Source organism: Hydrogenophaga sp. GW823-FHT04C09, from assembly GCF_058796355.1.
Genome location: NZ_JBXAIO010000003.1, coordinates 18,774 through 40,763 on the forward strand (window position 1 = coordinate 18,774; position 21,990 = coordinate 40,763).

22 protein-coding genes and 1 tRNA gene are annotated in these 21,990 nt (G+C 68.1%); 14 read left to right on the plus strand and 9 right to left on the minus strand.

Features of this window, described 5'->3' with window-relative positions:
- Window position 1 precedes the first annotated feature (1 nt).
- Window positions 2–922, minus strand: a complete 921-nt coding sequence (locus tag AC1Q9M_RS09110; protein WP_382325287.1) for a LysR family transcriptional regulator — start codon at window positions 920–922, stop codon at window positions 2–4.
- Between the two features lie 105 nt (window positions 923–1,027).
- On the opposite strand from AC1Q9M_RS09110, the gene ilvD reads away from it, so the two are divergent.
- The gene (ilvD, locus tag AC1Q9M_RS09115) at window positions 1,028–2,734 is read left to right on the plus strand and encodes a dihydroxy-acid dehydratase (protein ID WP_444686747.1); all 1,707 of its coding nucleotides are present in this window, start codon (window positions 1,028–1,030) and stop codon (window positions 2,732–2,734) included.
- An 18-nt stretch (window positions 2,735–2,752) separates the two neighbouring features.
- On the opposite strand, the gene AC1Q9M_RS09120 is transcribed toward ilvD, so the two are convergent.
- Entirely contained in the window at window positions 2,753–2,998 is a 246-nt protein-coding gene (locus tag AC1Q9M_RS09120; protein WP_382325289.1) for a TIGR04438 family Trp-rich protein, read from the minus strand.
- 123 nt (window positions 2,999–3,121) lie between these two features.
- On the opposite strand from AC1Q9M_RS09120, the gene AC1Q9M_RS09125 reads away from it, so the two are divergent.
- Window positions 3,122–3,436, plus strand: a complete 315-nt coding sequence (locus AC1Q9M_RS09125) for a c-type cytochrome (protein ID WP_291118289.1) — start codon at window positions 3,122–3,124, stop codon at window positions 3,434–3,436.
- An 82-nt stretch (window positions 3,437–3,518) separates the two neighbouring features.
- On the opposite strand, the gene acs is transcribed toward AC1Q9M_RS09125, so the two are convergent.
- Window positions 3,519–5,513: an acetate--CoA ligase gene (gene acs, locus AC1Q9M_RS09130; protein WP_444686748.1), complete on the minus strand. Its 1,995-nt coding sequence runs from the start codon at window positions 5,511–5,513 to the stop codon at window positions 3,519–3,521.
- Window positions 5,514–5,662: 149 nt separating this feature from the next.
- Between acs and AC1Q9M_RS09135 the strand changes: the two genes are divergently transcribed.
- The 4 genes from AC1Q9M_RS09135 to proX all read left to right on the plus strand — a co-directional run bounded on the left by AC1Q9M_RS09135 (window position 5,663) and on the right by proX (window position 10,045).
- Window positions 5,663–6,262 (plus strand): YqhA family protein, encoded by a 600-nt coding sequence (locus AC1Q9M_RS09135; RefSeq protein ID WP_382157262.1) that lies wholly within the window; start codon window positions 5,663–5,665, stop codon window positions 6,260–6,262.
- A gap of 386 nt (window positions 6,263–6,648) precedes the next feature.
- Window positions 6,649–7,848 carry a glycine betaine/L-proline ABC transporter ATP-binding protein ProV gene (gene proV, locus AC1Q9M_RS09140; RefSeq protein ID WP_382325295.1) on the plus strand — a complete coding sequence of 400 codons (1,200 nt, stop codon included), beginning with the start codon at window positions 6,649–6,651 and terminating at the stop codon, window positions 7,846–7,848.
- Between the two features lie 23 nt (window positions 7,849–7,871).
- A complete protein-coding gene (proW, locus tag AC1Q9M_RS09145; protein WP_444686749.1) occupies window positions 7,872–8,978 on the plus strand; it encodes a glycine betaine/L-proline ABC transporter permease ProW in 1,107 nt (368 codons plus the stop codon).
- 44 nt (window positions 8,979–9,022) lie between these two features.
- A complete protein-coding gene (proX, locus tag AC1Q9M_RS09150) occupies window positions 9,023–10,045 on the plus strand; it encodes a glycine betaine/L-proline ABC transporter substrate-binding protein ProX (protein ID WP_444686750.1) in 1,023 nt (340 codons plus the stop codon).
- Window positions 10,046–10,095: 50 nt separating this feature from the next.
- Here proX and gltS read toward each other — a convergent pair whose 3' ends face one another.
- Complete coding sequence (gene gltS / locus AC1Q9M_RS09155) at window positions 10,096–11,325, minus strand: sodium/glutamate symporter (protein WP_382325301.1); 1,230 nt, start codon at window positions 11,323–11,325, stop codon at window positions 10,096–10,098.
- Between the two features lie 16 nt (window positions 11,326–11,341).
- Window positions 11,342–12,739, minus strand: a complete 1,398-nt coding sequence (gene fumC / locus AC1Q9M_RS09160; RefSeq protein WP_382325303.1) for a class II fumarate hydratase — start codon at window positions 12,737–12,739, stop codon at window positions 11,342–11,344.
- Window positions 12,740–12,890: 151 nt separating this feature from the next.
- On the opposite strand from fumC, the gene AC1Q9M_RS09165 reads away from it, so the two are divergent.
- Window positions 12,891–14,444, plus strand: coding sequence for a fumarate hydratase (locus tag AC1Q9M_RS09165; protein ID WP_444686751.1), 1,554 nt, complete (start codon window positions 12,891–12,893; stop codon window positions 14,442–14,444).
- On the plus strand, window positions 14,441–15,241 hold the full coding sequence (gene murI, locus AC1Q9M_RS09170) for a glutamate racemase (protein ID WP_444686752.1): 801 nt from the start codon (window positions 14,441–14,443) through the stop codon (window positions 15,239–15,241). Before AC1Q9M_RS09165 ends, murI begins: the two co-directional genes overlap by 4 nt.
- Here the strand turns inward: murI and AC1Q9M_RS09175 are convergent.
- The 4 genes from AC1Q9M_RS09175 to AC1Q9M_RS09190 form a co-directional block, all read right to left on the minus strand.
- Window positions 15,238–16,536: an MFS transporter gene (locus AC1Q9M_RS09175; RefSeq protein WP_444686753.1), complete on the minus strand. Its 1,299-nt coding sequence runs from the start codon at window positions 16,534–16,536 to the stop codon at window positions 15,238–15,240. The two genes, murI and AC1Q9M_RS09175, sit on opposite strands and share 4 nt — an antisense overlap.
- Before the next feature lie 67 nt (window positions 16,537–16,603).
- Window positions 16,604–17,224, minus strand: a complete 621-nt coding sequence (locus tag AC1Q9M_RS09180) for a DUF6806 family protein (RefSeq protein ID WP_382157245.1) — start codon at window positions 17,222–17,224, stop codon at window positions 16,604–16,606.
- A 42-nt stretch (window positions 17,225–17,266) separates the two neighbouring features.
- A tRNA-Leu gene (locus AC1Q9M_RS09185) sits at window positions 17,267–17,351 on the minus strand.
- A gap of 117 nt (window positions 17,352–17,468) precedes the next feature.
- Window positions 17,469–19,025 carry a methyl-accepting chemotaxis protein gene (locus tag AC1Q9M_RS09190; protein ID WP_382325309.1) on the minus strand — a complete coding sequence of 519 codons (1,557 nt, stop codon included), beginning with the start codon at window positions 19,023–19,025 and terminating at the stop codon, window positions 17,469–17,471.
- On the opposite strand from AC1Q9M_RS09190, the gene AC1Q9M_RS09195 reads away from it, so the two are divergent.
- The 6 genes from AC1Q9M_RS09195 (at window position 19,015) to fliQ (ending at window position 21,988) form a co-directional block, all read left to right on the plus strand.
- Window positions 19,015–19,254 (plus strand): hypothetical protein, encoded by a 240-nt coding sequence (locus AC1Q9M_RS09195; protein WP_382157231.1) that lies wholly within the window; start codon window positions 19,015–19,017, stop codon window positions 19,252–19,254. The genes AC1Q9M_RS09190 and AC1Q9M_RS09195 overlap by 11 nt on opposite strands.
- 66 nt (window positions 19,255–19,320) lie before the next feature.
- On the plus strand, window positions 19,321–19,644 hold the full coding sequence (gene fliE, locus AC1Q9M_RS09200; RefSeq protein ID WP_291112553.1) for a flagellar hook-basal body complex protein FliE: 324 nt from the start codon (window positions 19,321–19,323) through the stop codon (window positions 19,642–19,644).
- A gap of 5 nt (window positions 19,645–19,649) precedes the next feature.
- A complete protein-coding gene (locus AC1Q9M_RS09205) occupies window positions 19,650–20,534 on the plus strand; it encodes a FliM/FliN family flagellar motor C-terminal domain-containing protein (protein ID WP_444686756.1) in 885 nt (294 codons plus the stop codon).
- A gap of 6 nt (window positions 20,535–20,540) precedes the next feature.
- Window positions 20,541–20,927 carry a FliM/FliN family flagellar motor switch protein gene (locus tag AC1Q9M_RS09210; RefSeq protein WP_382325314.1) on the plus strand — a complete coding sequence of 129 codons (387 nt, stop codon included), beginning with the start codon at window positions 20,541–20,543 and terminating at the stop codon, window positions 20,925–20,927.
- Window positions 20,924–21,706: a flagellar type III secretion system pore protein FliP gene (fliP, locus tag AC1Q9M_RS09215; RefSeq protein WP_382325316.1), complete on the plus strand. Its 783-nt coding sequence runs from the start codon at window positions 20,924–20,926 to the stop codon at window positions 21,704–21,706. The genes AC1Q9M_RS09210 and fliP overlap by 4 nt, the downstream gene beginning before the upstream one ends.
- A gap of 12 nt (window positions 21,707–21,718) precedes the next feature.
- Window positions 21,719–21,988: a flagellar biosynthesis protein FliQ gene (fliQ, locus tag AC1Q9M_RS09220; RefSeq protein ID WP_382325318.1), complete on the plus strand. Its 270-nt coding sequence runs from the start codon at window positions 21,719–21,721 to the stop codon at window positions 21,986–21,988.
- Window positions 21,989–21,990 lie beyond the last annotated feature (2 nt).

Genomic DNA, 21,990 nt, shown 5'->3' on the forward strand with positions numbered 1-21,990 from the left:
TCTATTGTGGTCCAGCTTGTGTGCGGGCGAATTCGATGAAGTGGGCCAGCGCCGGCGTGACCGCGTCGGCGCGCCAGACCAGGCTGGTCTCGCACGCCGGCGCGGCCCGCCCCCGCGAGGGCCTGGGGCTGCGGTAGACCACGCCAGGGCGCTGGAACTGCCGCACGCTCTGCGGCACCCAGGCCAGCCCCAGCCCGGCCGACACCAGGTTGACGATGGTCTGCATCTGGATCGCCTCCTGCGCCACCTGCGGCGCGCGCCCCGCCGCGTGGTACAGCGCGAAGATGGCGTCGTGCAAGGTCGGCAGGATGCGCCGCGGAAAGATCACCAGCGGCTCGGCCAGCAGCGCCGCCAACCCCGGGTGGTCCCGCGCGGCCAGCGGGTGCGACTCGGGCAGCGCGACCACGAAGGGCTCGCTGGCGATGCGCGCGTGCGCCAGGCCCGGCGCCTGGAACCCCGGGGAATGCAGCACCATGCCCGCGTCCACCTCGCCCCGCGCGAGCAGCTCCAGCTGCACGTCGCCCGTGGCCTCGATCAGCTCCAGCGCCACCTGCGGCCAGCGCTGGCGAAAGGCGCGCACCCAGCGCGGCAGCAATTCGAATCCCACGGTGGATACGAAGGCCAGCCGCAACCGGCCCAGTTCACCCGCGGCGGCCGCGCGCGCCAGCTCGGGCAGCGCCTGCGCCCGGCCCAGCAGGTCGCGCACCTCGGGCAGCAAGGCCCGGCCCGCGGGCGTGAGCGCCACGCTGCGCTTGGTGCGGTCGAACAGGCGCACGCCCAGCGCCTGCTCCAGCCCCGCAATGGCCTGGGTGAGCGGCGGCTGCGTCATGTGCAGGCGCGCGGCGGCCCGGCCGAAGTGCAGCTCTTCGGCCAGCGCCGCGAATTGGCGCCACTGGCGCAATTCAATGCGCAGCGTTTTCATGGCATCACTCATATGTCCAGCATATTAATGGAAGCCGCCAAAGCAATTGGAAACGGCCGCCGGCCTGACGCATACTTCCCGCACCCTCCCCACGAAGAGACCTCCATGGCCGACAACAAAACCATCTCCATCAAGCCCATCAACAGCCGCAGCGCCAACATCACGCAAGGCAAGTCGCGCGCGCCCAACCGCTCCATGTACTACGCCATGGGCTACGAGGAAAGCGACTTCAAGAAGCCCATGGTGGGCGTGGCCAACGGCCACAGCACCATCACCCCCTGCAACAGCGGCCTGCAGAAGCTGGCCGACGCGGCGGTGGCCGGCATCGAGGAAGCCGGCGGCAACGCCCAGATCTTCGGCACGCCCACCATCTCCGACGGCATGGCCATGGGCACCGAAGGCATGAAGTACTCGCTGGTCAGCCGCGAGGTGATCTCCGACTGCATCGAGACCTGCGTGCAGGGCCAGTGGATGGACGGCGTGGTCGTGGTCGGCGGCTGCGACAAGAACATGCCCGGCGGCATGATGGGCATGCTGCGCGCCAACGTGCCGGCCATCTACGTGTACGGCGGCACCATCCTGCCCGGCCGCTACAAGGGCCAGGACCTCAACATCGTCAGCGTGTTCGAGGCCGTGGGCCAGAACGCCGCCGGCAACCTGAGCGACGAAGACCTGCGCGAGATCGAGATGCGCGCCATCCCCGGCTCCGGCTCGTGCGGCGGCATGTACACCGCCAACACCATGTCCTCGTCCTTCGAGGCCCTGGGCCTGTCGCTGGCGTACTCCAGCACCATGGCCAACCCGCACGACGAGAAGCAGAACTCGGCCAAGGAATCGGCCAAGGTGCTGATCGAGGCGATCAAGAAGGACATCAAGCCGCGCGACATCGTGACCAAGAAGTCGCTGGAAAACGCCGTGGCCGTGATCATGGCCACCGGCGGCTCCACCAACGCGGTGCTGCACTTCCTGGCCATCGCGCACGCGGCCGGCGTGGAATGGTCCATCGACGATTTCGAGCGCATCCGCAAGAAGACCCCCGTGCTGTGCGACCTCAAGCCCTCGGGCAAGTACCTCGCGGTCGACCTGCACCAGGCCGGCGGCATCCCGCAGGTCATGAAGGTGCTGCTCAAGGCCGGCCTGCTGCACGGCGACTGCCTCACCATCACCGGCCAGACCGTGGCCGAGGTGCTCAAGGACGTGCCCGATGCGCCGCGCGCCGACCAGGACGTGATCCGCCCCATCGACAACCCCATGTACGCGGAAGGCCACCTGGCCATCCTCAAGGGCAACCTGTCGCCCGAAGGCGCGGTGGCCAAGATCACCGGTCTGAAGAACCCCGTCATCACCGGCCCGGCGCGCGTGTTCGACGACGAACAGTCCGCGCTCCAGGCGATCCTGGACGGCAAGATCGTCGCGGGCGACGTGATGGTGCTGCGCTACCTGGGCCCCAAGGGCGGCCCCGGCATGCCCGAGATGCTCGCCCCCACCGGTGCGCTGATCGGCGCGGGCCTGGGCGAGAGCGTGGGCCTGATCACCGACGGCCGCTTCTCCGGCGGCACCTGGGGCATGGTGGTGGGCCACGTGGCGCCCGAAGCCGCCGCAGGTGGCACGATCGCCTTCGTGAAGGAAGGCGACTCCATCACCATCGATGCCCACCAACTGGTGCTGGAACTCAACGTGCCCGAAGCGGAGATCGCCAAGCGCCGTGAAGGCTGGACGCCCCCGGCACCGCGCTACACGCGCGGCGTGCAGGCCAAGTTCGCGTTCAACGCGGCCAGCGCCAGCAAGGGCGCCGTGCTCGACAACTACTGATCCGCCCGCGCGGATCGGTCAGCGCGAGCGGCGCTTGGGCTTGATGCCCAGCGCCTCGCGCTGCTTGTCGATGCGGTCCTTCTTCTTCTGATCCATCTTCTCCATCGCCTTGCGCTTGGTGTAGCCGGTGGCGTCGGCCCAGGCCCACCAGGCCACGGCCAGGGCGAACGGCGACAGCACCCACCACCAGGACCATTCGGCCACCACGCCGAACTCCAGGTACTTCAACAACGACAGCACGACGCCTGCGATCAGCAAATACATCACAAACTCCGGTAAAGGCCCCGTGAAGCGGGCAAGAAACTGTAAGCGTTCGTTTCTGGGCGGGTGCGGCTCGGTAGAATCGATCGCGTGACACTCTCCCGCATTCATCGACAAGGACACCCCATGAAACGCGCTCTCCTGATTATGGCCGCCATGACGACGCTGGCCGCTCCGGCCATCGCCGACGAAGCCCTCGCCAAGAGCAAGAACTGCATGGCCTGCCATGCCGTGGACAAGAAGCTGGTGGGCCCCTCCTACAAGGACGTGGCCAAGAAGTATGCGGGCGACGCCAAGGCCGTGGACGCGCTGGCCGCCAAGATCGTCAAGGGCTCCGAAGTGGGCAAGGGCAACTGGGGCGCTGTGCCCATGCCGCCCAACCCGCAGGTCAGCGAAGCCGAGGCCAAGAAGCTGGCGGCCTGGGTGCTGAGCATCAAGTAAGCCACCTGCCTGCTCGCCCACAAAAAAACCCGCTGGAGTCCAGCGGGTTTTTTGTTGCCGGCACGGCGCCGGCATGGGACGTTCAGTTGGTCTCGGCCAGCTGCTCGAGAATGGCCGGGTTCTCCAGCGTCGAGGTGTCCTGCGTGATGGCCTCGCCCTTGGCGATGGAGCGCAGCAGGCGGCGCATGATCTTGCCGCTGCGGGTCTTGGGCAGGTTGTCGCCGAAGCGGATGTCCTTGGGCTTGGCGATCGGGCCGATTTCCTTGCCCACCCAGTCGCGCAACTGCTTGGCGATGGCCTTGGCCTCCTCGCCCGTGGGGCGGCTGCGCTTGAGCACCACGAAGGCCACGATGGCCTCGCCCGTGAGGTCGTCCGGGCGGCCCACCACGGCGGCTTCGGCCACCAGGTCCGTCTTGCCCACCAGCGCGGACTCGATCTCCATCGTGCCCATGCGGTGGCCCGAGACGTTGAGCACGTCGTCGATGCGGCCGGTGATGCGGAAGTAGCCCCGGTCGGCGCTGCGCACCGCGCCGTCGCCCGCCAGGTAGTAGCCCTTGAGCTCTTCGGGGAAGTAGCTCTTCTTGAAACGCTCCGGGTCGCCCCAGATGGTGCGAATCATGGACGGCCAGGGCTTCTTTACCACCAGGATGCCGCCGGCGCCGTTGGGCACGTCGTTGCCGGCCTCATCGACGATGGCCGCGGCAATGCCCGGCAGGGGCAGCGTGCACGAGCCCGGCACCAGCGGCGTGGCGCCCGGCAGCGGGGTAATCATGTGGCCGCCGGTCTCGGTCTGCCAGAAGGTGTCCACGATGGGGCAGCGCTCGCCGCCCACGTGCTTGTAGTACCACATCCAGGCCTCGGGGTTGATGGGCTCGCCCACCGAGCCGAGCAGGCGCAGGCTGGACAGATCGGAGCGCGCGGGGTGCACCTTTTCGTCGCCCTCGGCGGCCTTGATCAGCGAGCGGATGGCCGTGGGCGCGGTGTAGAAGATCGTGACCTTGTGCTTCTCGATCATCTGCCAGAAGCGCCCGGCGTTCGGGTAGGTGGGCACGCCCTCGAACACGACCTGCGTGGCGCCCGCGGCCAGCGGGCCGTAGGTGACGTAGGTGTGGCCGGTGATCCAGCCGATGTCGGCCGTGCACCAGAAGATGTCTTCGGGCCGCAGGTCGAAGGTCCAGTTCATGGTGAGCTGCGCCCACAGCAGGTAGCCGCCGGTGCTGTGCTGCACGCCCTTGGGCTTGCCGGTGGAACCCGAGGTATAGAGCACGAACAGAGGGTGCTCGGCGCTCACCATTTCCGCCGGGCAGCTGGTGGACTGCTCGGCCATGGCGTCGTGCATGAAGGTGTCGCGGCCCGCGACCATGTTGCAGGCCGTGGGGGTGCGCTGGAACACGATCACGTTCTTGATCGAGTCGCAGCCGCCCATGCCGATGCCTTCGTCCACGATGGCCTTGAGCGGCAGCTCCTTGCCGCCGCGCAGCTGGTAGTTGGCGGTGATCACGGCCACGGCGCCCGCGTCCTGGATGCGCTCCTGCAAGGCCTTGGCCGAGAAGCCGCCGAACACCACGCTGTGCGTGGCGCCGATGCGCGCGCAGGCCTGCATGGCCACCACACCCTCCACCGTCATGGGCATGTAGATGACGACGCGGTCACCCTTCTTCACACCGCGCGCCTTGAGCGCGTTGGCGAACTGCGAGACCTTGGCCAGCAGTTCCTTGTAAGTGACCTTGGTCACGTCGCCGTTGTCGGCCTCGAAGATGATGGCGGTCTTGTTTTCCACCGGCGTGCCCATGTGGCGGTCCAGGCAGTTGTACGAGGCGTTGAGCTCGCCGTCCTCGAACCATTTGTAGAACGGCGCCTTGCTGCTGTCGAGCGTCTTGGTGAAGGGCTTGTGCCAGCTCAGGGTTTCGCGCGCCAGCCGGGCCCAGAAGCCTTCGAAGTCCTTGTCGGCCTCGGCGCACAGCGCCTGGTAGGCCTCCATGCCCGAGACCCGCGCGGCCTTCACGGTGGCGGCCGAGGGCTCAAAGACGCGGTTTTCGACCAGGGTGGATTCGATCGTCGACGAAGGCGCGGACATGAAAGTCTCCTAAATGTTGTGGGCAGATGACAGGCCGGGACTGTGCTGAAGGGCTCTTACGAGTCTCTTACAGAAAAGGGCGCAGACCTACAATACCGCCTGCCGTCTGGCCGCCCATCCCGGGGGCTCGGTACATTGTGTCACCATCCATGAGCGACCCCGTCAAAGTCCAAGCCCCGATCCGCGCGCTGCCCAACCTGATCTTCGCCAGCCGCTGGCTGCAGTTGCCGCTCTACATCGGCCTGATCGCGGCACAGGCCATCTATGTCTTCCATTTCTGGGTCGAACTGGTCCACCTGATCGAGGCCGCGTTCGGCAACGACGTGGCGCTGGCCAAGCTGGTCACCAGCATCGGCTACAAGAGCGACGTGCAGCTCACCGGCCTGAACGAGACCATCATCATGCTGGTGGTGCTCGCGCTGATCGACGTGGTGATGATCTCCAACCTGCTGATCATGGTGATCGTGGGCGGCTACGAGACCTTCGTGAGCCGCATGCACCTGGAAAACCACCCCGACCAGCCCGAGTGGCTCAGCCACGTGAACGCCTCGGTGCTCAAGGTGAAGCTGGCCACGGCCATCATCGGCATCAGCTCGATCCACCTGCTCAAGACCTTCATCAACGCCGCCAACTACGACGTGAAGGTCCTGATGTGGCAGACCATCATCCATGTGGTCTTCCTGCTCAGCGCCATGGCCATCGCCATGACCGACCGGCTGATGGCCCACCCGGCGGACAACGGCCACTGACCGCGCGCCTTCGGGCGCCTTGTGGGGTTTTCTGCGCCCCGGCATGGGCCATCCATGCACAAAAGTTATAATTGACGCCTCAGCCATCCGGCCCCTGGCCGGGTGGCGCTCATGTGCTACTCGCGGATCGCCCTGCATCCCGTCGCGGCACAGAGATTTCAATGGCCGGTCTTCCGGCCTCGACGCCGCGTCACTCCCGCACCGTGCCAGCCCCCCAGACAGGGCCCGCTGACCGGGCTTGCGTGATGGCAGGCGCTGGGTTTGCCGATTCGTCGCTGTCAGTGTCTGTCTGCGGTCTTGAATGACCCGGTCGGGCACGCGCGTGCCCCCTGCTTCAAGACCGTTCGCGGTGCCTTGTCCAACTTGCACAGGAGGCAGCACCACCCATGGCCCAACCCATTTCCATCGAACACGTCTTCAAGGTGTTCGGCGACCAGCCCGAGGCCGCCCTCGATCTCGTCCGCGAAGGCCGCAGCAAGCAGGAGATCCTCGCCGAAACCGGGCAATCCATCGGGGTCTTCGACGCCCATTTCGAGATCGAGGCCGGCGAGATCTTCGTCATCATGGGCCTGTCGGGCTCGGGCAAATCGACGCTGGTGCGCCTGCTCAACCGGCTGATCGAACCCACGGCCGGCCGCATCCTGGTCAACGGCCAGAACATCAACGACCTCTCGGACGCCGGCCTGCGCGCCCTGCGGCGCAAGGACATCAGCATGGTGTTCCAGTCGTTCGCGCTGATGCCGCACATGACCGTGCGCGACAACACCGCCTTCGGCCTGGAACTCGCGGGCGTCAAGCCCGCGCAGCGCCTGGCGCTGGCCGACCAGGCCCTCGAACAGGTGGGCTTGGCTGGCTGGGGCGACAGCTACCCCGATGAACTCTCCGGCGGCATGCAGCAGCGCGTGGGCCTGGCGCGCGCGCTGGCTTCGGACCCGTCCATCCTGCTGATGGACGAGGCCTTCTCGGCGCTGGACCCGATCATTCGCACCGAGATGCAGAGCGAGCTGCTGCGCCTGCAGCAGGTGCGCCGCCGCACCATCGTCTTCATCTCGCACGACCTCGACGAGGCCATGCGCATCGGCGACCGCATCGCCATCATGAAGGACGGCCAGGTGGTGCAGGTCGGCACGCCGGAAGACATCCTGCGCCAGCCGGCCGACGACTACGTGCGCAACTTCGTGCGCGGCGTCGACGCGGCGGCGGTGTTCAAGGCCGGCGACATCGCCCGGCAGACGCAGGTCGTGGTGGCCGAGCACCCGAACAAGGGCGCGCGCGCCGCGCTCAAGCTGCTCGAAGACAAGGACCGCGACTGGGCCTACGTCGTCAGCCCCGACCAGCGCTACCTCGGCCTGGTGTCGGCGGACTCCCTGCGCCACGCGCTGCAGGACCACGACGGCCCGCTGGGCCTCTCGCGCGCCTACCTGCCCGACGTGCAAGTGGTCAACGCCGCCCACCCGGTGGCTGAGCTTTTCGGCCAGGCCGCGAACGCGCCCTACCCGCTGCCCGTCGTGGACGCCCACGGCCGCTACCGCGGCGCCATCAGCAAGAACACGCTGCTGAAGTTCCTGGACCGCGCGGCGGCCTGAGGCCGCCCCCCACTGGAGAGAACATGAACGACACCGACATCGAGATCACCGCAAGTCCCACCACCACCGACGCGTGGGGCGCGTCCACCGCGGCCGCCAGCGACAACTGGCTCGACACCACCGCGCTCAGCGACACCACCACCCCGATGGCCGACGAAGGCTTTCGCCTCAGCCAGCTGTGGGACGGCTCGCTGCCCGTCGAGAACTGGATCAACGACGCCCTGAGCTGGACGGTGGACCACTTCCGCCCGTTCTTCCAGACCGTGCGCGCGCCCATCGACACCACGCTCACCAGCGTGGAACAGCTGCTGTTGAGCGTGCCGATGCTGGCCATGGTCACGCTGATGGGCCTGCTGGCCTGGCAGTTCGCCGGCCGCGCCATCGCCATCGGCACCGTGGTCTCGCTGCTGCTGGTGGGCATGCTGGGCATCTGGCCCGAGGCCATGGTCACGCTCTCGCTGGTGCTGACCTCGCTGGTGTTCTGCATCGCCATCGGCCTGCCGCTGGGCATCCTGCTGGCGAGCAGCGACCGCACGCAGCGCCTGCTTCGCCCAGTGCTCGACGCGATGCAGACCACGCCGGCCTTCGTCTACCTCGTGCCGGTGGTGATGCTGTTCGGCATCGGCAACGTGCCCGGCGTCATCGTCACCATCGTCTTCGCCCTGCCCCCGCTGGTGCGCCTGACCGACCTGGGCATCCGCCAGGTGCGGCCCGACCTGATCGAAGCGGCGCGCGCCTACGGCGCCTCGCGCTGGCAGATGCTGGCCAAGGTGCAGTTGCCGCTGGCGCTGCCCTCCATCATGGCGGGCATCAACCAGGCGCTGATGCTCTCGCTGTCCATGGTGGTCATCGCTTCGATGATCGCCGTCGGTGGCCTGGGGCAGATGGTGCTGCGCGGCATTGGCCGCCTGGACATGGGCATGGCCACCGTCGGCGGCCTGGGCATCGTGCTGCTGGCGATCGCGCTGGACCGCATCACCCAGGCCCTGGGCCGGCCCGGCCGGGGCGCGCGCCACTGGTGGCAGCAAGGCCCCGCGGGCCTGGTCGTGCGGCTGCTGCGCCCCGCGCCCGCCCGCCAGGCGGCGGCCCCGGCCGCCCTGCCCGCCACCGCCCCCCTTTCCACCTCCTGAGCCTTCGCGCCCAGGCCCTCCCACCCACCATCGAAAGGAAACCGATGACCTTCCCCACGCCCACCCCTCTGTGGCGCACCCTGCTCGGCGGCGGCCTCATGGCCCTCGCCCTCACGGGCCCGGCCCAGGCGCAGAACCTGCCCGGCAAAGGCATTGCCGTGCAGCCGCTGCAAAGCTCCATCGCCGAAGAGACCTTCCAGACCCTGCTGGTGTCGCGAGCGCTGGCCAAACTGGGTTACGACGTGAAGCCGATCAAGGAAGTGGAGTACCCGACCGCCCACGTGGCCATCGCCAACGGCGACGCCACCTTCATGGCCGACCACTGGGATCCGCTGCACGCGGACTTCTACAAGAACGCCGGCGGCGACGCCAAGCTCTACCGCCAGGGCGCCTACTCGCCCGGCGCGGCCCAGGGCTACCTGATCGACCGCAAGACCGCCGAGGCTCACAAGATCACGCGCGTGGACCAGCTCAAGGACCCGGCGATCGCCAAGCTGTTCGACCACAACGGCGACGGCAAGGCCGACCTGACCGGCTGCAACCCCGGCTGGGGCTGCGAGGCGGTGATCGAACACCACCTCGACGCCTACAAGCTGCGCGACACGGTGACGCACCAGCAGGGCAGCTACGCCGCGCTGATCGCCGACACCATCACGCGCCTCAAGCAGGGCCAGCCGGTGCTGTACTACACCTGGACGCCCTACTGGGTCAGCGGCGTGCTGCGCCCCGGCCAGGAAGTGGTGTGGCTGCAGGTGCCGTTCTCCTCACTGCCGGGGGAGCAAAGCAAGCTCGACACCCAGCTGCCCAACGGCCAGAACTACGGCTTCGTGCTCAACACGCAGCGCATCGTGGCCAACCGGCAGTTCACCGAGCAGAACCCGGCGGCCGCGCGGCTGTTCGAGGTGATGGCGCTGCCGGTGGCCGACATCAACGCCCAGAACCTGCGCATGCGCGAAGGCCAGAACAAGCCGCAGGACGTGGAGCGCCACACCGACGCCTGGATCAAGGCCCACCAGAAGACCTTTGACGGCTGGATCTCGCAGGCCCTGTCGGCTGCGAAACGCTAAGGCGCCGACACCCCCTGAAAAAGCCCGGCCTGCCGGGCTTTTTCATGCGCTCAACGCGCGAGCAAGCCGATCACCAGCGCGTTGGCGAGGTCGATGAAGAACCCGCACACCAGCGGCACCACGATGAAGGCCCGGGGCGCCGCGCCGTAGGCCCGCACCACCGCGCTCATGTTGGCGATGGCGGTGGCGGTCGAGCCCAGCGCGATGCCGCCGAAGCCCGAGCAGATGACGGCCGCTTCGTAGTCGCGCCCCATGAAGCGGAACACGACGAAAGCCGTGAACGCCACCGCGAGCAGCACCTGCAGCGTCATGGTCACGGCCATGAAGCCCAGCACCGGTTCCAGCTCCCACAGGCGCAGGCCCATGAGCGCCATGGTGAGGAACAGGCCGAGGCTCAGGTCGGAGATCAGCGCCACCCCCAGCCGCATGCTCGGCCAGTTCCACAGACGACCGCCTTCGGGGGCCAGCCACTGCCCGGCGCTGCGCAGGCCGATGCCCGCCATCAGGCAGCCCACGAAGGCCGGCAGGTGCAGCCCGGTGAGCGCGACCAGCTCGTTGACGCCCTGCCCCAGCATCAGGGCCAGGTTGAGCCAGAGCAAGGCCATCAGCACGCCGTGGTAGTCGAGCCGCAGGTGGGCTTCGTCCTGGTAGCGCGTGCCGACCTCCACGTCGGCCGCGCCCGAGGGCACGATGCGGTGGCGGCGCATCAACCACGCCGCCAGCGGCCCGCCCACCAGGCAGGCCGCGATCATGCCCACCATGTTGGCCGCCAGGCCCAGCTCGCCCGCGTTGGCGATGCCCAGGCGGTCGACGAAGTGCGGCGTCCAGGCCAGCGTGGTGCCGACCCCACCGGTGAGCGAGATCGAGCCGGCCATGAGGCCCGCGCGCGCGTCCATGCCGAACGCGCTGGCCGCCGCCATGCCGACCCCGTTCTGCAACAGCATGAAGCCGATGGCCAGCACCAGCAGCACCACCAGCGAGCGCCCGCCCTGGCGCAGCGTGCGCACGTCCGTGCCCAGGCCGATGGCGGCGAAGAAGTACAGCAGCAGCATGTCCCGCGCGCCGAGCTCGAACACCACCCGCACATCCAGCGTGTAGTACAGGGTGCAGACGACCAGCGCGCACACCACCCCACCCACCACGGCCTCCGGGATGTTGTAGCGCTGCAGCCAGGCGTGGCGCTGAGTGAGCCACTTGCCGACGAAGAGCAGCAGGATGGCGAGCGTGAAGCTGGCGAAAGGATCGACGAGGAAGCTGGTGCGCCAGGGGAACGGGATCATGGCGCCATGGTAGCGGTCAACGCCCCGTCATCTTCTCCGGCACCACCCACTGGTCGAACTGCTCGGCCGTCACGTGGCCCAGCGCCAGCGCGGCCTCGCGCAGCGTGGTGCCCTCCTTGTGCGCCTTCTTGGCGATCTGCGCGGCCTTGTCGTAGCCGATGTGCGTGTTCAGCGCGGTCACGAGCATGAGCGAGCGGTCCACCAGCTCGGTGATGCGGGCTCGGTTGGGCTCGATGCCCACGGCGCAGTGGTCGTTGAAGCTCTTCATGCCGTCGGCCAGCAGGCGCACGCTCTGCAGAAAGTTGTGCGCCACCATGGGGCGGAACACGTTGAGCTCGAAGTTGCCCGAGGCGCCGCCGAAGTTGATCGCCACGTCGTTGCCGAACACCTGTGCCGCCAGCATGGTCACGGCCTCGCTCTGGGTCGGGTTGACCTTGCCGGGCATGATGGACGAGCCGGGCTCGTTCTCGGGGATGCTGAGTTCGCCGATGCCGCTGCGCGGACCGCTGGCGAGCCAGCGCACGTCGTTGGCGATCTTCATGAGGCTGGCCGCGAGCGTCTTGAGCGCGCCGTGCGCGTGCACCAGGGCGTCGACGCTGGCCATGGCCTCGAACTTGTTGGGCGCGGTGACAAAGGGCAAGCCGGTGAGCCGGGCCAGCTCGGCCGCCACCTGCTCGGCATAGCCCTTGGGCGCGTTCAGGCCGGTGCCCACCGCCGTGCCGCCCAGCGCCAGTTCGCACAGGTGCGGCAGGGCCGCCCGCACATGCGCCTCGCCGTGCGCGAGCTGCGCCACCCAGCCCGAGAACTCCTGCCCCAGCGTGAGCGGCGTGGCGTCCTGCAGGTGGGTGCGGCCGATCTTGACGATGCCGTCGAAGTCGCGCGCCTTCTTCTCCAGCGTGCCGCGCAGCAGCGCCAGCGCCGGCAGCAGGCGGTGCGTGAGGGCTTCCACCGCCGCCACGTGCATGGCGGTCGGGAACACATCGTTGCTCGACTGGCTGCGGTTCACATCGTCGTTGGGGTGCACCAGGCGCCCTTCGCCGCGCTCGCCGCCCAGCAGCTCGCTGGCGCGGTTGGCCAGCACCTCGTTCACGTTCATGTTGGTCTGCGTGCCCGAGCCGGTCTGCCAGACCACCAGCGGGAACTCCACCTCGTGGCCGCCGGCGATCACCTCGTCGGCCGCTTTCGCGATGGCCTGGGTCTTTTTCTCGTCCTGCAGGCCCAGCGCGTGGTTGACCACGGCCGAGGCGCGCTTGACCTGCGCCAGGGCGCGGATCATCTCGCGCGGCTGGCGCTCGCCCGAGATGTCGAAGTTCTGCAGCGAGCGCTGCGTCTGGGCGCCCCAGAGGCGGTCGGCCGGGACGTCGATGGGACCGAAGGTGTCGCGTTCGGAGCGGGTGGCCGGGCGGGTGTTCATGGTGTGGCGTGACCTGTCAAAATAGAGGGCTGGAAAAGCCAAGCCCCAAGGCCCTCCAGCATAGCTCCAAATAAAAGCAATTCTCATCTGATGGCCACTTGACGCCTTGCCCCGGCCGCCGACGCGATTTGCCCCCTACGCCCACGACACCATGACGACCACCATCCGCCAGGCCGACCTCATCGAATCCATCGCGGCCGCGCTGCAGTACATCAGCTACTACCACCCGGCCGACTACATCGCCCACCTGGCCCGCGCCTACCAGCGCGAGCAGAGCGCCGCCGCGAAGGACGCGATCGCGCAGATCCTCACCAACAGCAAGATGAGCGCCACCGGCCAGCGCCCGATCTGCCAGGACACCGGCATCGTCAACGTGTTCCTCAAGGTCGGCATGAACGTGCGCTGGGAAGGCTTCACCGGCGGCCTGGAAGACGCCATCAACGAAGGCGTGCGCCGCGGCTACAACCACCCCGACAACACGCTGCGCGCCTCCGTCGTGGCCGACCCGCAGTTCGCCCGCAAGAACACCAAGGACAACACGCCCGCCGTGATCTTCACCGAGCTGGTGCCCGGCGACACCGTGGAAGTGACCGTGGCCGCCAAGGGCGGCGGCAGCGAGAACAAGAGCAAGATGATCATGCTCAACCCCGGCGACTCGGTGGTCGACTGGGTGCTCAAGACCGTGCCCACCATGGGCGCCGGCTGGTGCCCGCCGGGCATGCTGGGCATCGGCATCGGCGGCACGGCCGAGAAGGCGGTGCTGATGGCCAAGGAAAGCCTGATGGACGACATCGACATGTACGAGCTGCAGGCCAAGTCGGCCAAGGGCGAGAAGCTCGACCAGGTCGAGGAACTGCGCCTGGAGCTGTACGAGAAGGTCAACGCCCTGGGCATCGGCGCGCAAGGCCTGGGCGGCCTGACCACCGTGCTCGACGTCAAGATCAAGATGTACCCCACGCACGCGGCCAGCAAGCCCGTGGCCATGATCCCCAACTGCGCGGCCACGCGCCACGCGCACTTCGTGATGGACGGCAGCGGCCCGGTCTACCTGGACGCGCCGAGCCTGGACCTCTGGCCCAACGTGAACTGGGTGCCCGACACGCAGAAGAGCAAGCGCGTCGACCTCAACACGCTGACCAAGGAAGAAGTCGCCAGCTGGAAGCCCGGCGACACCCTGCTGCTCAACGGCAAGATGCTCACGGGCCGCGACGCGGCGCACAAGCGCATCAAGGACATGCTGGCCAAGGGCGAGAAACTGCCGGTGGACTTCACCAACCGCGTGATCTATTACGTCGGCCCGGTCGACCCGGTGCGCGACGAGGCCGTGGGCCCGGCCGGCCCCACCACCGCCACCCGCATGGACGGCTTCACCGAAATGATGCTGGCCGAGACCGGCCTGATCGCGATGATCGGCAAGTCCGAGCGCGGCCCGGTCGCCATCGAGGCCATCAAGAAGCACAAGAGCGCCTACCTCATGGCCGTGGGCGGTGCGGCCTACCTGGTCTCCAAGGCCATCAAGACCGCGAAGGTGCTGGGTTTCGCCGACCTGGGCATGGAGGCCATCTACGAATTCGACGTGGTCGACATGCCCGTGACCGTGGCCGTGGACGCGGGCGGCACCAGCGCGCACATCACCGGCCCGGCCGAGTGGCAGAAGCGCATCGCCACCGGCGAGTTCAAGGGCATCGAGGTCGCCGCCGCTTGAAAACCGTCGGGGTGTTCGACAGCGGGGTCGGCGGCCTGAGCGTGCTGCGCGCCCTGCTCGCCGAGCTGCCGGGCACGCGCTTCGTCTACGCCGCCGACAGCGCGCACGCGCCCTACGGCGAGCGCACGGCGCAGGACGTGTCGGCGCGCACGCACCGCATCACCGCCCAGCTGCGCGAGCAGCACGGCATCGACGCCCTGGTGGTCGCCTGCAACACCGCCACGGCCCACGCCATCGACGACCTGCGCAAGGCCTACCCTGACATGCCCATCGTGGGCGTGGAACCTGCCCTCAAGCCCGCCGCCGCCCTGAGCCGCAGCGGCGGCATCGGCGTGCTGGCCACGCGCGGCACGCTCGAGAGCGCGCGTTTCGCCCAGCTGCGCGACCGGCTGATCGCCGCCGCGCCCCGTCCCCTGCGGTTCATCAGTCAGCCCTGCGATGGCCTGGCGGCGGCCATCGAGCGACACGAGCTGCCCACCATCGAGGCCTTGAGCACGCGCTATGTGCAAGAACTGCTGCAAGGCCCCCAAGGCGACCACCCCATCGACACCCTGGTGCTCGGTTGCACGCACTACCCGTTCGCGGCCGAGCTGCTGGGCCGCCTGTGCGGCCCCGATGTGACGCTGGTGGACACGGGCGCCCCCGTCGCGCGCCGCACCCGCGATGTGCTGGGCCTGCCCCTGCTCCCGGACGCGCCCACCGTGCCGCCCTTGCTGCTGTCCAGCGGCAACCCCTCGGCCCTGGCCCAGGCCGCCCAGCGCTGGCTGGGCCTGGCGGTCGAAGCGCGAAGCCTCTAGGCCTGCAGCGCGGCAGCGCGCCCGCGCTGCATGTTCACCGGCACCAGCAAGGCCAGGCCGATCACGAACAGCACCGCCGTGAAGCCGATGGCCAGGCGCTGGTTGCCCCCGGTCATCCAGGTGATGGCGCCATAGCTCAGCGGGCCGATGATGCTGGCCACCCGCGTGGCGAAGGTCCACAGGCCGAAGAACTCGGCCAGTTGCGCCGGTGGCGCCAGCATGCCGGCCATGGCACGGCCCGAAGACTGGCTCGCGCCCATGCACACGCCCGAGATGGCCGCGGCGTACCAGAAGCCGCCCTTGGTGGTGGTGAGCGCCGCGATGATGCAGGTCGCCACCCAGCCCACCAGCGTGATGCCCAGCGCCAGCTTGTGGCCCAGGCGGTCCTGCCAGTAGCCGAAGGCCAGAGCCCCGAGCGCGGCCGCGATGTTGAGCACGAAGATCAGCACCATGGTCTCCTGCTGCACGAAGCCGATCACCTGCTCCGCGTAGATCGCCGCCAGGGTGATGGCCACCGCCACGCCGCCCTGGTAGGCCGCCACGCAGGCCAGCAGCCACATGAAATCGCGGTAACGGCGCGCCTGCTGGAAGGTGCGGTGCAGCTGGCGCAGCGATTCGCGCCACCCCGCCGCGCCGGCGGGCCCGGTCTGGGGCTGGGCGCGCTCGCGCAGGAATCCGAGCGTGAACAGCGCCGCCACGGCGAACACCGCCGCCGTGATCCCCATCGTCACCGGCACGAACTGCTCGGCTTTCTGGCCCTGCGCCTGGGCCCAGAGCACATAGCCCAGGCTCAGCCCCAGCGCCAGCATGCCGCCCACGTAGCCCAGGCTCCAGCCCCAGCCGCTCACCCGCCCCATGGCCTCGGGTTTCGCCAGCTCGGGCAGGAACGCGGCAATGAGCGACTCGCCCCAGGCAAAGAACACGTTGGACACGACGATGAGCACCATGCCCAGCACCACCGCTCCCGGCCCCACCAGGCCCAGCGCGGCCGTGGCCAGCACACAGCCCAGCGTGGTCATCATGAGCAGCCGCTTCTTGGCCGCGTGGCGGTCCGCCCACGCGCCCATGGCGGGGATGGTGAACATCACGATCAGGTGCGAAATGCTGAGCGCCAGCGTCCAGGCGAAGGTCGCCCATTCGGCGCCACCGGCCACCGCCCCCACGAAATAGGCCGCGAACACCGCGGTGATCACCACCGTGGTGTAGCCGGAGTTCGCGAAGTCGAACATCGCCCAGCCGAACACCTCGCGCTTGCGCACGCCGGGATTCAGGGCATCGGTGGAGAAAAAGGCCATGGGGACTCCGGAGGGCGAGGCCAGGTGCTCGCGCTCTGAAGTCTATTACGCGGCCGTGACCGGGCCGTCAGTGCAGGTGGCGCGGCTTGCGCGGGCCACCGTGCGAGGGGCCGCCATGGCCGCGCGGCGGTTTGCCCAGCTGCATCGAATTCACCAGCGACTCGAAGCGCTGGTTGAAGAGCTTGTCGATCGCGCCCACGACGTCGCCCAGTTCGGCCTGGTCGAAGTGGCGCTCCATGACGTGCAGCACGTCCTGCACCAGCAGGTCGCGTTGCACCTGCATGATGGCGGCCGGCGTGGGGCCCACGAAGCACATCAGGAAGTCGTCGCGCGCTTCCTCGTCGGGCGCACCCTCTTCTTCGTCGTACTCGGCGTCGTAGAACGACACTTCCAGCGGTGCCCCGGCCGACGCGATGTCGTTCAGGCCCATGCAGGCCTCCTCGATCACCTGGCGGAAATCCTCGTCGCCCGGCACCGTCCAGCAGATCTGCAGCACATGGGCCTCGGCGTCGAAACGGATGCCCGGCTCGTCTTCGTAGCTGCTCTCGGCCGCCGCCGCCAGCGAGCGGGCGCCCGCGTACTGCCACAAGGGTTTGAGCGCATCCTGGATCTGGCCGTAGGCCACATCCTCGCGCAACGGCACGTCGCCGTGCACGTGGATCTCGAAGGGCGCGTTGTATCGGGTCATGGAAAACTCACTGTAGCGGCGAAACCGCAAAAAACCTAGAGGTGGTGCCTCGAAGCGGACTCGAACCGCTAAGTCTCGCGACGGGGGATTTTAAGTCCCCTGTGTTTACCAATTTCACCATCGAGGCCCAATGGCCAATTGTGGCAGGTTGAAAAACGCCGGCCCCGCCAACGCGGGGTTGGCGGGGCCGGCGCTCCCGCGAGGATTTCTTAAAAGTCGTTATCCATCAACCACTTAGCGGGCCTCAGACCTTGAACACCGCGACGATCTCCGCCAGCCGGCTGGCCTGGCTCTTGAGGCTGTCGGCCGCGGCGGCGCTTTCTTCCACCAGGGCGGCGTTCTGCTGCGTGACCTGATCGAGCTGGTTCACCGCGTCGCTGACCTGGCTGATGCCCTGCGACTGCTCCACGCCGGCCGCGCTGATCTCGGTGATCATGTCCGTCACGCGCTTGACCTGCGAGACGATGTTCTCCATGTTGCGGCCCGCGTCGTCGGCCAGCCGCGAGCCGGCTTCCACCTTCTCCACGCTCTCGTTGATCAGGAGCTTGATTTCCTTGGCCGCGCCCGCGCTGCGCTGCGCCAGGTTGCGCACCTCGCCAGCCACCACCGCGAAACCCCGGCCCTGCTCACCGGCGCGCGCCGCTTCCACCGCGGCGTTCAGCGCCAGGATGTTGGTCTGGAACGCGATGCCGTCGATCACGCCGATGATGTCGGCGATCTTCCTGGAACTCTCGGTGATGTCCTGCATGGTGCCCACCACCTGCCCCACCACGTCGCCGCCCTGCACGGCCGCCTCGCTGGCGGTCGTGGCCAGCTGGTTGGCCTGGCGCGCGGTCTCCGAGTTCTGGCGCACCGTGGAGGTGAGTTCTTCCATCGAGGCTGCGGTCTGTTCGAGGTTGCTCGCCTGTTCTTCGGTGCGCTGGCTCAGGTCGTTGTTGCCGATCGCGATCTGCGAGCTGCCGGTGGCGATCGACTCGGAGCTGGAGCGCACGTTGCTCACGATGTTGAGCAGGCTGGTGTTCATGGCCTTGAGCGCGTTCAGCAGTTGCCCGGTTTCGTCGGTGCTGGTGACTTCGATGCGCGAGGTCAGGTCGCCGGCGGCCACGGTCTCGGCCACGCGGACGGCCTCGTTCAGCGGCCGCGTGATGGAGCGGCTGATCACCAGGCCCAGCACCATGCCGATGCCCACGGCGGCGGCGATGAGGGCCAGCATCATCGTCAGGCTCGTTGCGTAAAGCTGGTCCGTCAGGTCGTTGGCCTTGCTGGCCGCGCCTTCCTTCATGCGGGAGAGTTCGGTGAACAGGTTGTCCACCTTGGTGGACTCGATGCGGGCGTCGTCCAGCGCCTTGGTCAACGCCTCGCTGCGGGTGGACAGCAGGGCGTCCTGCGCGGCCAGGCTGAGCGCGGTGTTCAGGTGCTGGCGGTAGGCGGCCAGCGAGGCTTCGGCCTCGGCAAACATGTCCTTGGCCTTGGGCGAATAGAACAGGGGCGCGGCCTTGTCCAGCAACTCGTCGGCGGCGGTCAGGCTCTTTTCCAGGGTCGCCTTGTGGGCCGCGCGCTCTTCCTCGGTGGTGGCCAGCATGAAGTTGGAGCGGGCGCGCCCGGCATAGATCAGGTTGATGTTGGCTTCCTTGATGTGGGAGAGGCCCATCAGCTCAAGGGTGTACATCTTGGTGGCCTCGTCGTTGATCTTCGACATGTTGAGGATGCCGATGCCGCCCACCAGGGCGCAGATGGTGCAGATGACGAGAAAGGCGGCGATCAGGCGAGGGCCGACCTTCAAAGACTGGATGAAATTCACGTTTTTCTCGGGGTTGATGGCCAGAGTCGGCCGGTGGATGCAGCGCCGTCAGCGCCGATATTCAGAAGTTGATCCGCCAACTATCGGCGCCGCTTCGGGCGTCTTGAGGAAAGAAAGCGCCTTCATCCGCCGTGCGGTCGCGGTGCATACCTTTCGCCTCATTCCCCGCGGAAAACGCGCCGTCGCTGGCGCCGCAGGAGGCTTCAACGCCGGGTTTTCAGCCTGTTGACCTGGGTCGGCCGCGCCCTCGCCCCTCGATACTTTCTTCACCCCAAGCCCTTACGCCACCGCGCCCATGAACAGCTCCATGCTTTTGAACATCCAGAGCAGCCTTGCGCAGATCAAGGCCAGTGAGTCGCACATCGCCGAGGCGTTGCCGCTCGGCGGGGGCCAGGGCGCCCGCTCGTTCACCGACCACATCGGCGGCCTGATCCGCTCGGTGGACGACAAGGGCCACGAGGCCCAGGCCATGGTGAGCGCGGTCGAGACGGGCCAGAGCGACAACCTGGTGGGCGCCATGCTCAAGAGCCAGGAAGCCTCGCTCAACTTTCAAATGATGATGCAGGTGCGCAACAAGGTCGTTTCGGGCCTGGACGACCTCATCAAGCTGCCGATCTGAGCCGCATGCCCGCGACCACGAAGATCATCGGGCCCGCCCGCGGGGCGCTCATGACGGTGATCGACACCTGCGAGCTGGGCCGCCCCGTTCACGTGCTCGACCGTTTTTGCCAGGTCCTCCACGCCGACCTGGCGGCCGCCGTGGAAAGCCTCTTCGCCACCCGCACCGCACCGGGCTTCCAGCTGGGGCGCATCGAGCATTCGCGCCGGGTCCATCCGCACAGGCCCCTGCGCTGGTTCCTGTTCGACACGGCCGCCGGCCGCCTGGGTTTCTCCATCGATCGCCAGGCCGCGCTCGCGCTGCTGGCCCGCCGCCTGGGCATGAGCAACTGGAGCCAGCTGGATCAGGAAATGCTGCAGCGCTCGGAGACCGCCACCGAACAGCGGCTCGCCGCGCAGGTGGGCAAGCGCCTCGTGCAGTGCCTCTCGGCGCGCCTGCTCAGCGGCTTGCAGGAGCGCGCCGCCACGGACACCGCACCGGCCGTGCTCGACACCGAGCGCCATGGCTTCGGCGGCCCCACCGATGCCCAGGCCCTGTTCCTGGGCTGCGACCTGCTCGACGCGCAGGGCCGCCCCATGGGCCGGCTGAACTGGGTGCTGGAAGACAGCGCCCTGGACGCCCTGCTGCGCGCCCTGGCGCCACCCCGGCGCAAGCCCGCGAAAAAACCCATCGACCCGACCACCCTGCGCCGGCAGCTGCCCATGCTGCTCGACGTGCGGTTGCTGGAGAAGCCGCTGTCGCTGGGCGACGTAATGGCGCTGCGGCCTGGCAGCGTGCTGCCGGTCGACCTCGGCCTGGCCACCGTGCGCATCCAGGACAGCCCGGTGCTCAAGGCCAGCGTGGTCGAGCACGGCGGCAAGCTCTGTCTAACCTCCCTCCAAGAAGTCTGAACCGCCATGGAAAACCTCACCGCGCCCCTCCCAGCCGACGCCGCCGGCGGCATCGACGAACTGCTGTCCTACATGGACGGCCCGGCCGAGAAACCCGCGGCGGAACCGGTGGCTTTCGAGGCCCCGGCGCCCCGGCTGGGCATGGGCAGCCTCATGCGCAAGATCCCGGTCACGCTCACGCTGGAGCTGGGTTCGACCCGGGTGTCGCTGGAAGACCTGGCGCACCTGAGCACCGACAGCGTGGTCGAACTCGATGCGCTGGCTGGCGAGCCGCTGACCATCAAGGTCAATGGCGTGTCCATCGGCAAGGCCGTGGTGGTGATCTCCGGCGAAAACTACGGCCTGAAAGTGGTCGAGATCTCCGACCTGAACCTGGACAGCCTGGCCGCATGACGCCACGCGCCCTTCGACCCGGCGCCCTGCTCCTGGGCGCCGTCACGCTGGCCGCGCTCACGGGGCTGGCGCCCACCGATGCGCTGGCGCAGGCGGGGAGTCAAGGGCTGCAGATCTTCAGCAGCAACACCAGCGGCGGCACCACCGACTACACGGTTCGCACGCAGATCCTGATCATCATGACGCTGCTGGGTCTGCTCCCGGCCATGATGCTCATGATGACCAGCTTCACCCGCTTCGTCATCGTGCTCTCGCTGCTGCGCCAGGCGCTGGGCCTGCAGCAGGGCCTGCCCAACCGCATCATCACCGGCATCGCGCTCATCCTCACCCTGCTGGTGATGCGGCCGGTGGGCGAGCGCATCTGGACCGATGCCCTGCAGCCCTACGACGAGGGCAGGATCACCCTGGCCCAGGCGCTGAAGAACGCCGAGGCGCCGCTCTCGCGCTTCATGCTCGCGCAGACCAGCAAGCCCGCGCTCGAACAGATCGCCACCCTGGCCGGCGCGCCGGCCGTCACCGACCCCGCGCTGCACCCCTTCACCGTCAAGCTCGCCGCCTTCGTGCTCAGCGAGCTCAAGACGGCTTTCATGATCGGCTGCATGCTGTTCATCCCCTTCCTGGTCATCGACCTGGTGGTCTCGTCCGTGCTGATGGCCATGGGCATGATGATGCTGTCCCCGCTGGTGATCTCCCTGCCGCTCAAGCTGCTGCTGTTCGTGCTGGTGGACGGCTGGACGCTGACGGTCAACACGCTGGTGACCAGCGTGCGCGCCATCTGAAGGGACTTCGTCGTGACCCCCGAAATCGCCGTCGAACTGGTCGCCGAGTGCCTGAAGCTGGTGGTGGTGCTGGTCACGCTGCTCATCGGCCCCAGCCTGGTCGTGGGCGTGGTGGTGAGCCTGTTCCAGGCCGCCACGCAGATCAACGAGCAGACGCTGAGCTTCCTGCCCCGCCTGATCGTGACGCTGCTGGCCATCATCTTCATGGGGCAGTGGCTGGCGGGCAAGCTCATGGACTACTGCATCGCCATCTTCGAACGCGCCGCGCAGCTGGCGATCTGACG

Coding starts and splice junctions, on each gene's coding strand:
- AC1Q9M_RS09110 (WP_382325287.1), bottom strand. CDS start 922: ATGAAAACGCTGCGCATTGAATTGCGCCAGTGGCGCCAATTCGCGGCG.
- ilvD (WP_444686747.1), top strand. CDS start 1,028: ATGGCCGACAACAAAACCATCTCCATCAAGCCCATCAACAGCCGCAGC.
- AC1Q9M_RS09120 (WP_382325289.1), bottom strand. CDS start 2,998: ATGTATTTGCTGATCGCAGGCGTCGTGCTGTCGTTGTTGAAGTACCTG.
- AC1Q9M_RS09125 (WP_291118289.1), top strand. CDS start 3,122: ATGAAACGCGCTCTCCTGATTATGGCCGCCATGACGACGCTGGCCGCT.
- acs (WP_444686748.1), bottom strand. CDS start 5,513: ATGTCCGCGCCTTCGTCGACGATCGAATCCACCCTGGTCGAAAACCGC.
- AC1Q9M_RS09135 (WP_382157262.1), top strand. CDS start 5,663: ATGAGCGACCCCGTCAAAGTCCAAGCCCCGATCCGCGCGCTGCCCAAC.
- proV (WP_382325295.1), top strand. CDS start 6,649: ATGGCCCAACCCATTTCCATCGAACACGTCTTCAAGGTGTTCGGCGAC.
- proW (WP_444686749.1), top strand. CDS start 7,872: ATGAACGACACCGACATCGAGATCACCGCAAGTCCCACCACCACCGAC.
- proX (WP_444686750.1), top strand. CDS start 9,023: ATGACCTTCCCCACGCCCACCCCTCTGTGGCGCACCCTGCTCGGCGGC.
- gltS (WP_382325301.1), bottom strand. CDS start 11,325: ATGATCCCGTTCCCCTGGCGCACCAGCTTCCTCGTCGATCCTTTCGCC.
- fumC (WP_382325303.1), bottom strand. CDS start 12,739: ATGAACACCCGCCCGGCCACCCGCTCCGAACGCGACACCTTCGGTCCC.
- AC1Q9M_RS09165 (WP_444686751.1), top strand. CDS start 12,891: ATGACGACCACCATCCGCCAGGCCGACCTCATCGAATCCATCGCGGCC.
- AC1Q9M_RS09175 (WP_444686753.1), bottom strand. CDS start 16,536: ATGGCCTTTTTCTCCACCGATGCCCTGAATCCCGGCGTGCGCAAGCGC.
- AC1Q9M_RS09180 (WP_382157245.1), bottom strand. CDS start 17,224: ATGACCCGATACAACGCGCCCTTCGAGATCCACGTGCACGGCGACGTG.
- AC1Q9M_RS09195 (WP_382157231.1), top strand. CDS start 19,015: ATGAAATTCACGTTTTTCTCGGGGTTGATGGCCAGAGTCGGCCGGTGG.
- fliE (WP_291112553.1), top strand. CDS start 19,321: ATGAACAGCTCCATGCTTTTGAACATCCAGAGCAGCCTTGCGCAGATC.
- AC1Q9M_RS09205 (WP_444686756.1), top strand. CDS start 19,650: ATGCCCGCGACCACGAAGATCATCGGGCCCGCCCGCGGGGCGCTCATG.
- AC1Q9M_RS09210 (WP_382325314.1), top strand. CDS start 20,541: ATGGAAAACCTCACCGCGCCCCTCCCAGCCGACGCCGCCGGCGGCATC.
- fliP (WP_382325316.1), top strand. CDS start 20,924: ATGACGCCACGCGCCCTTCGACCCGGCGCCCTGCTCCTGGGCGCCGTC.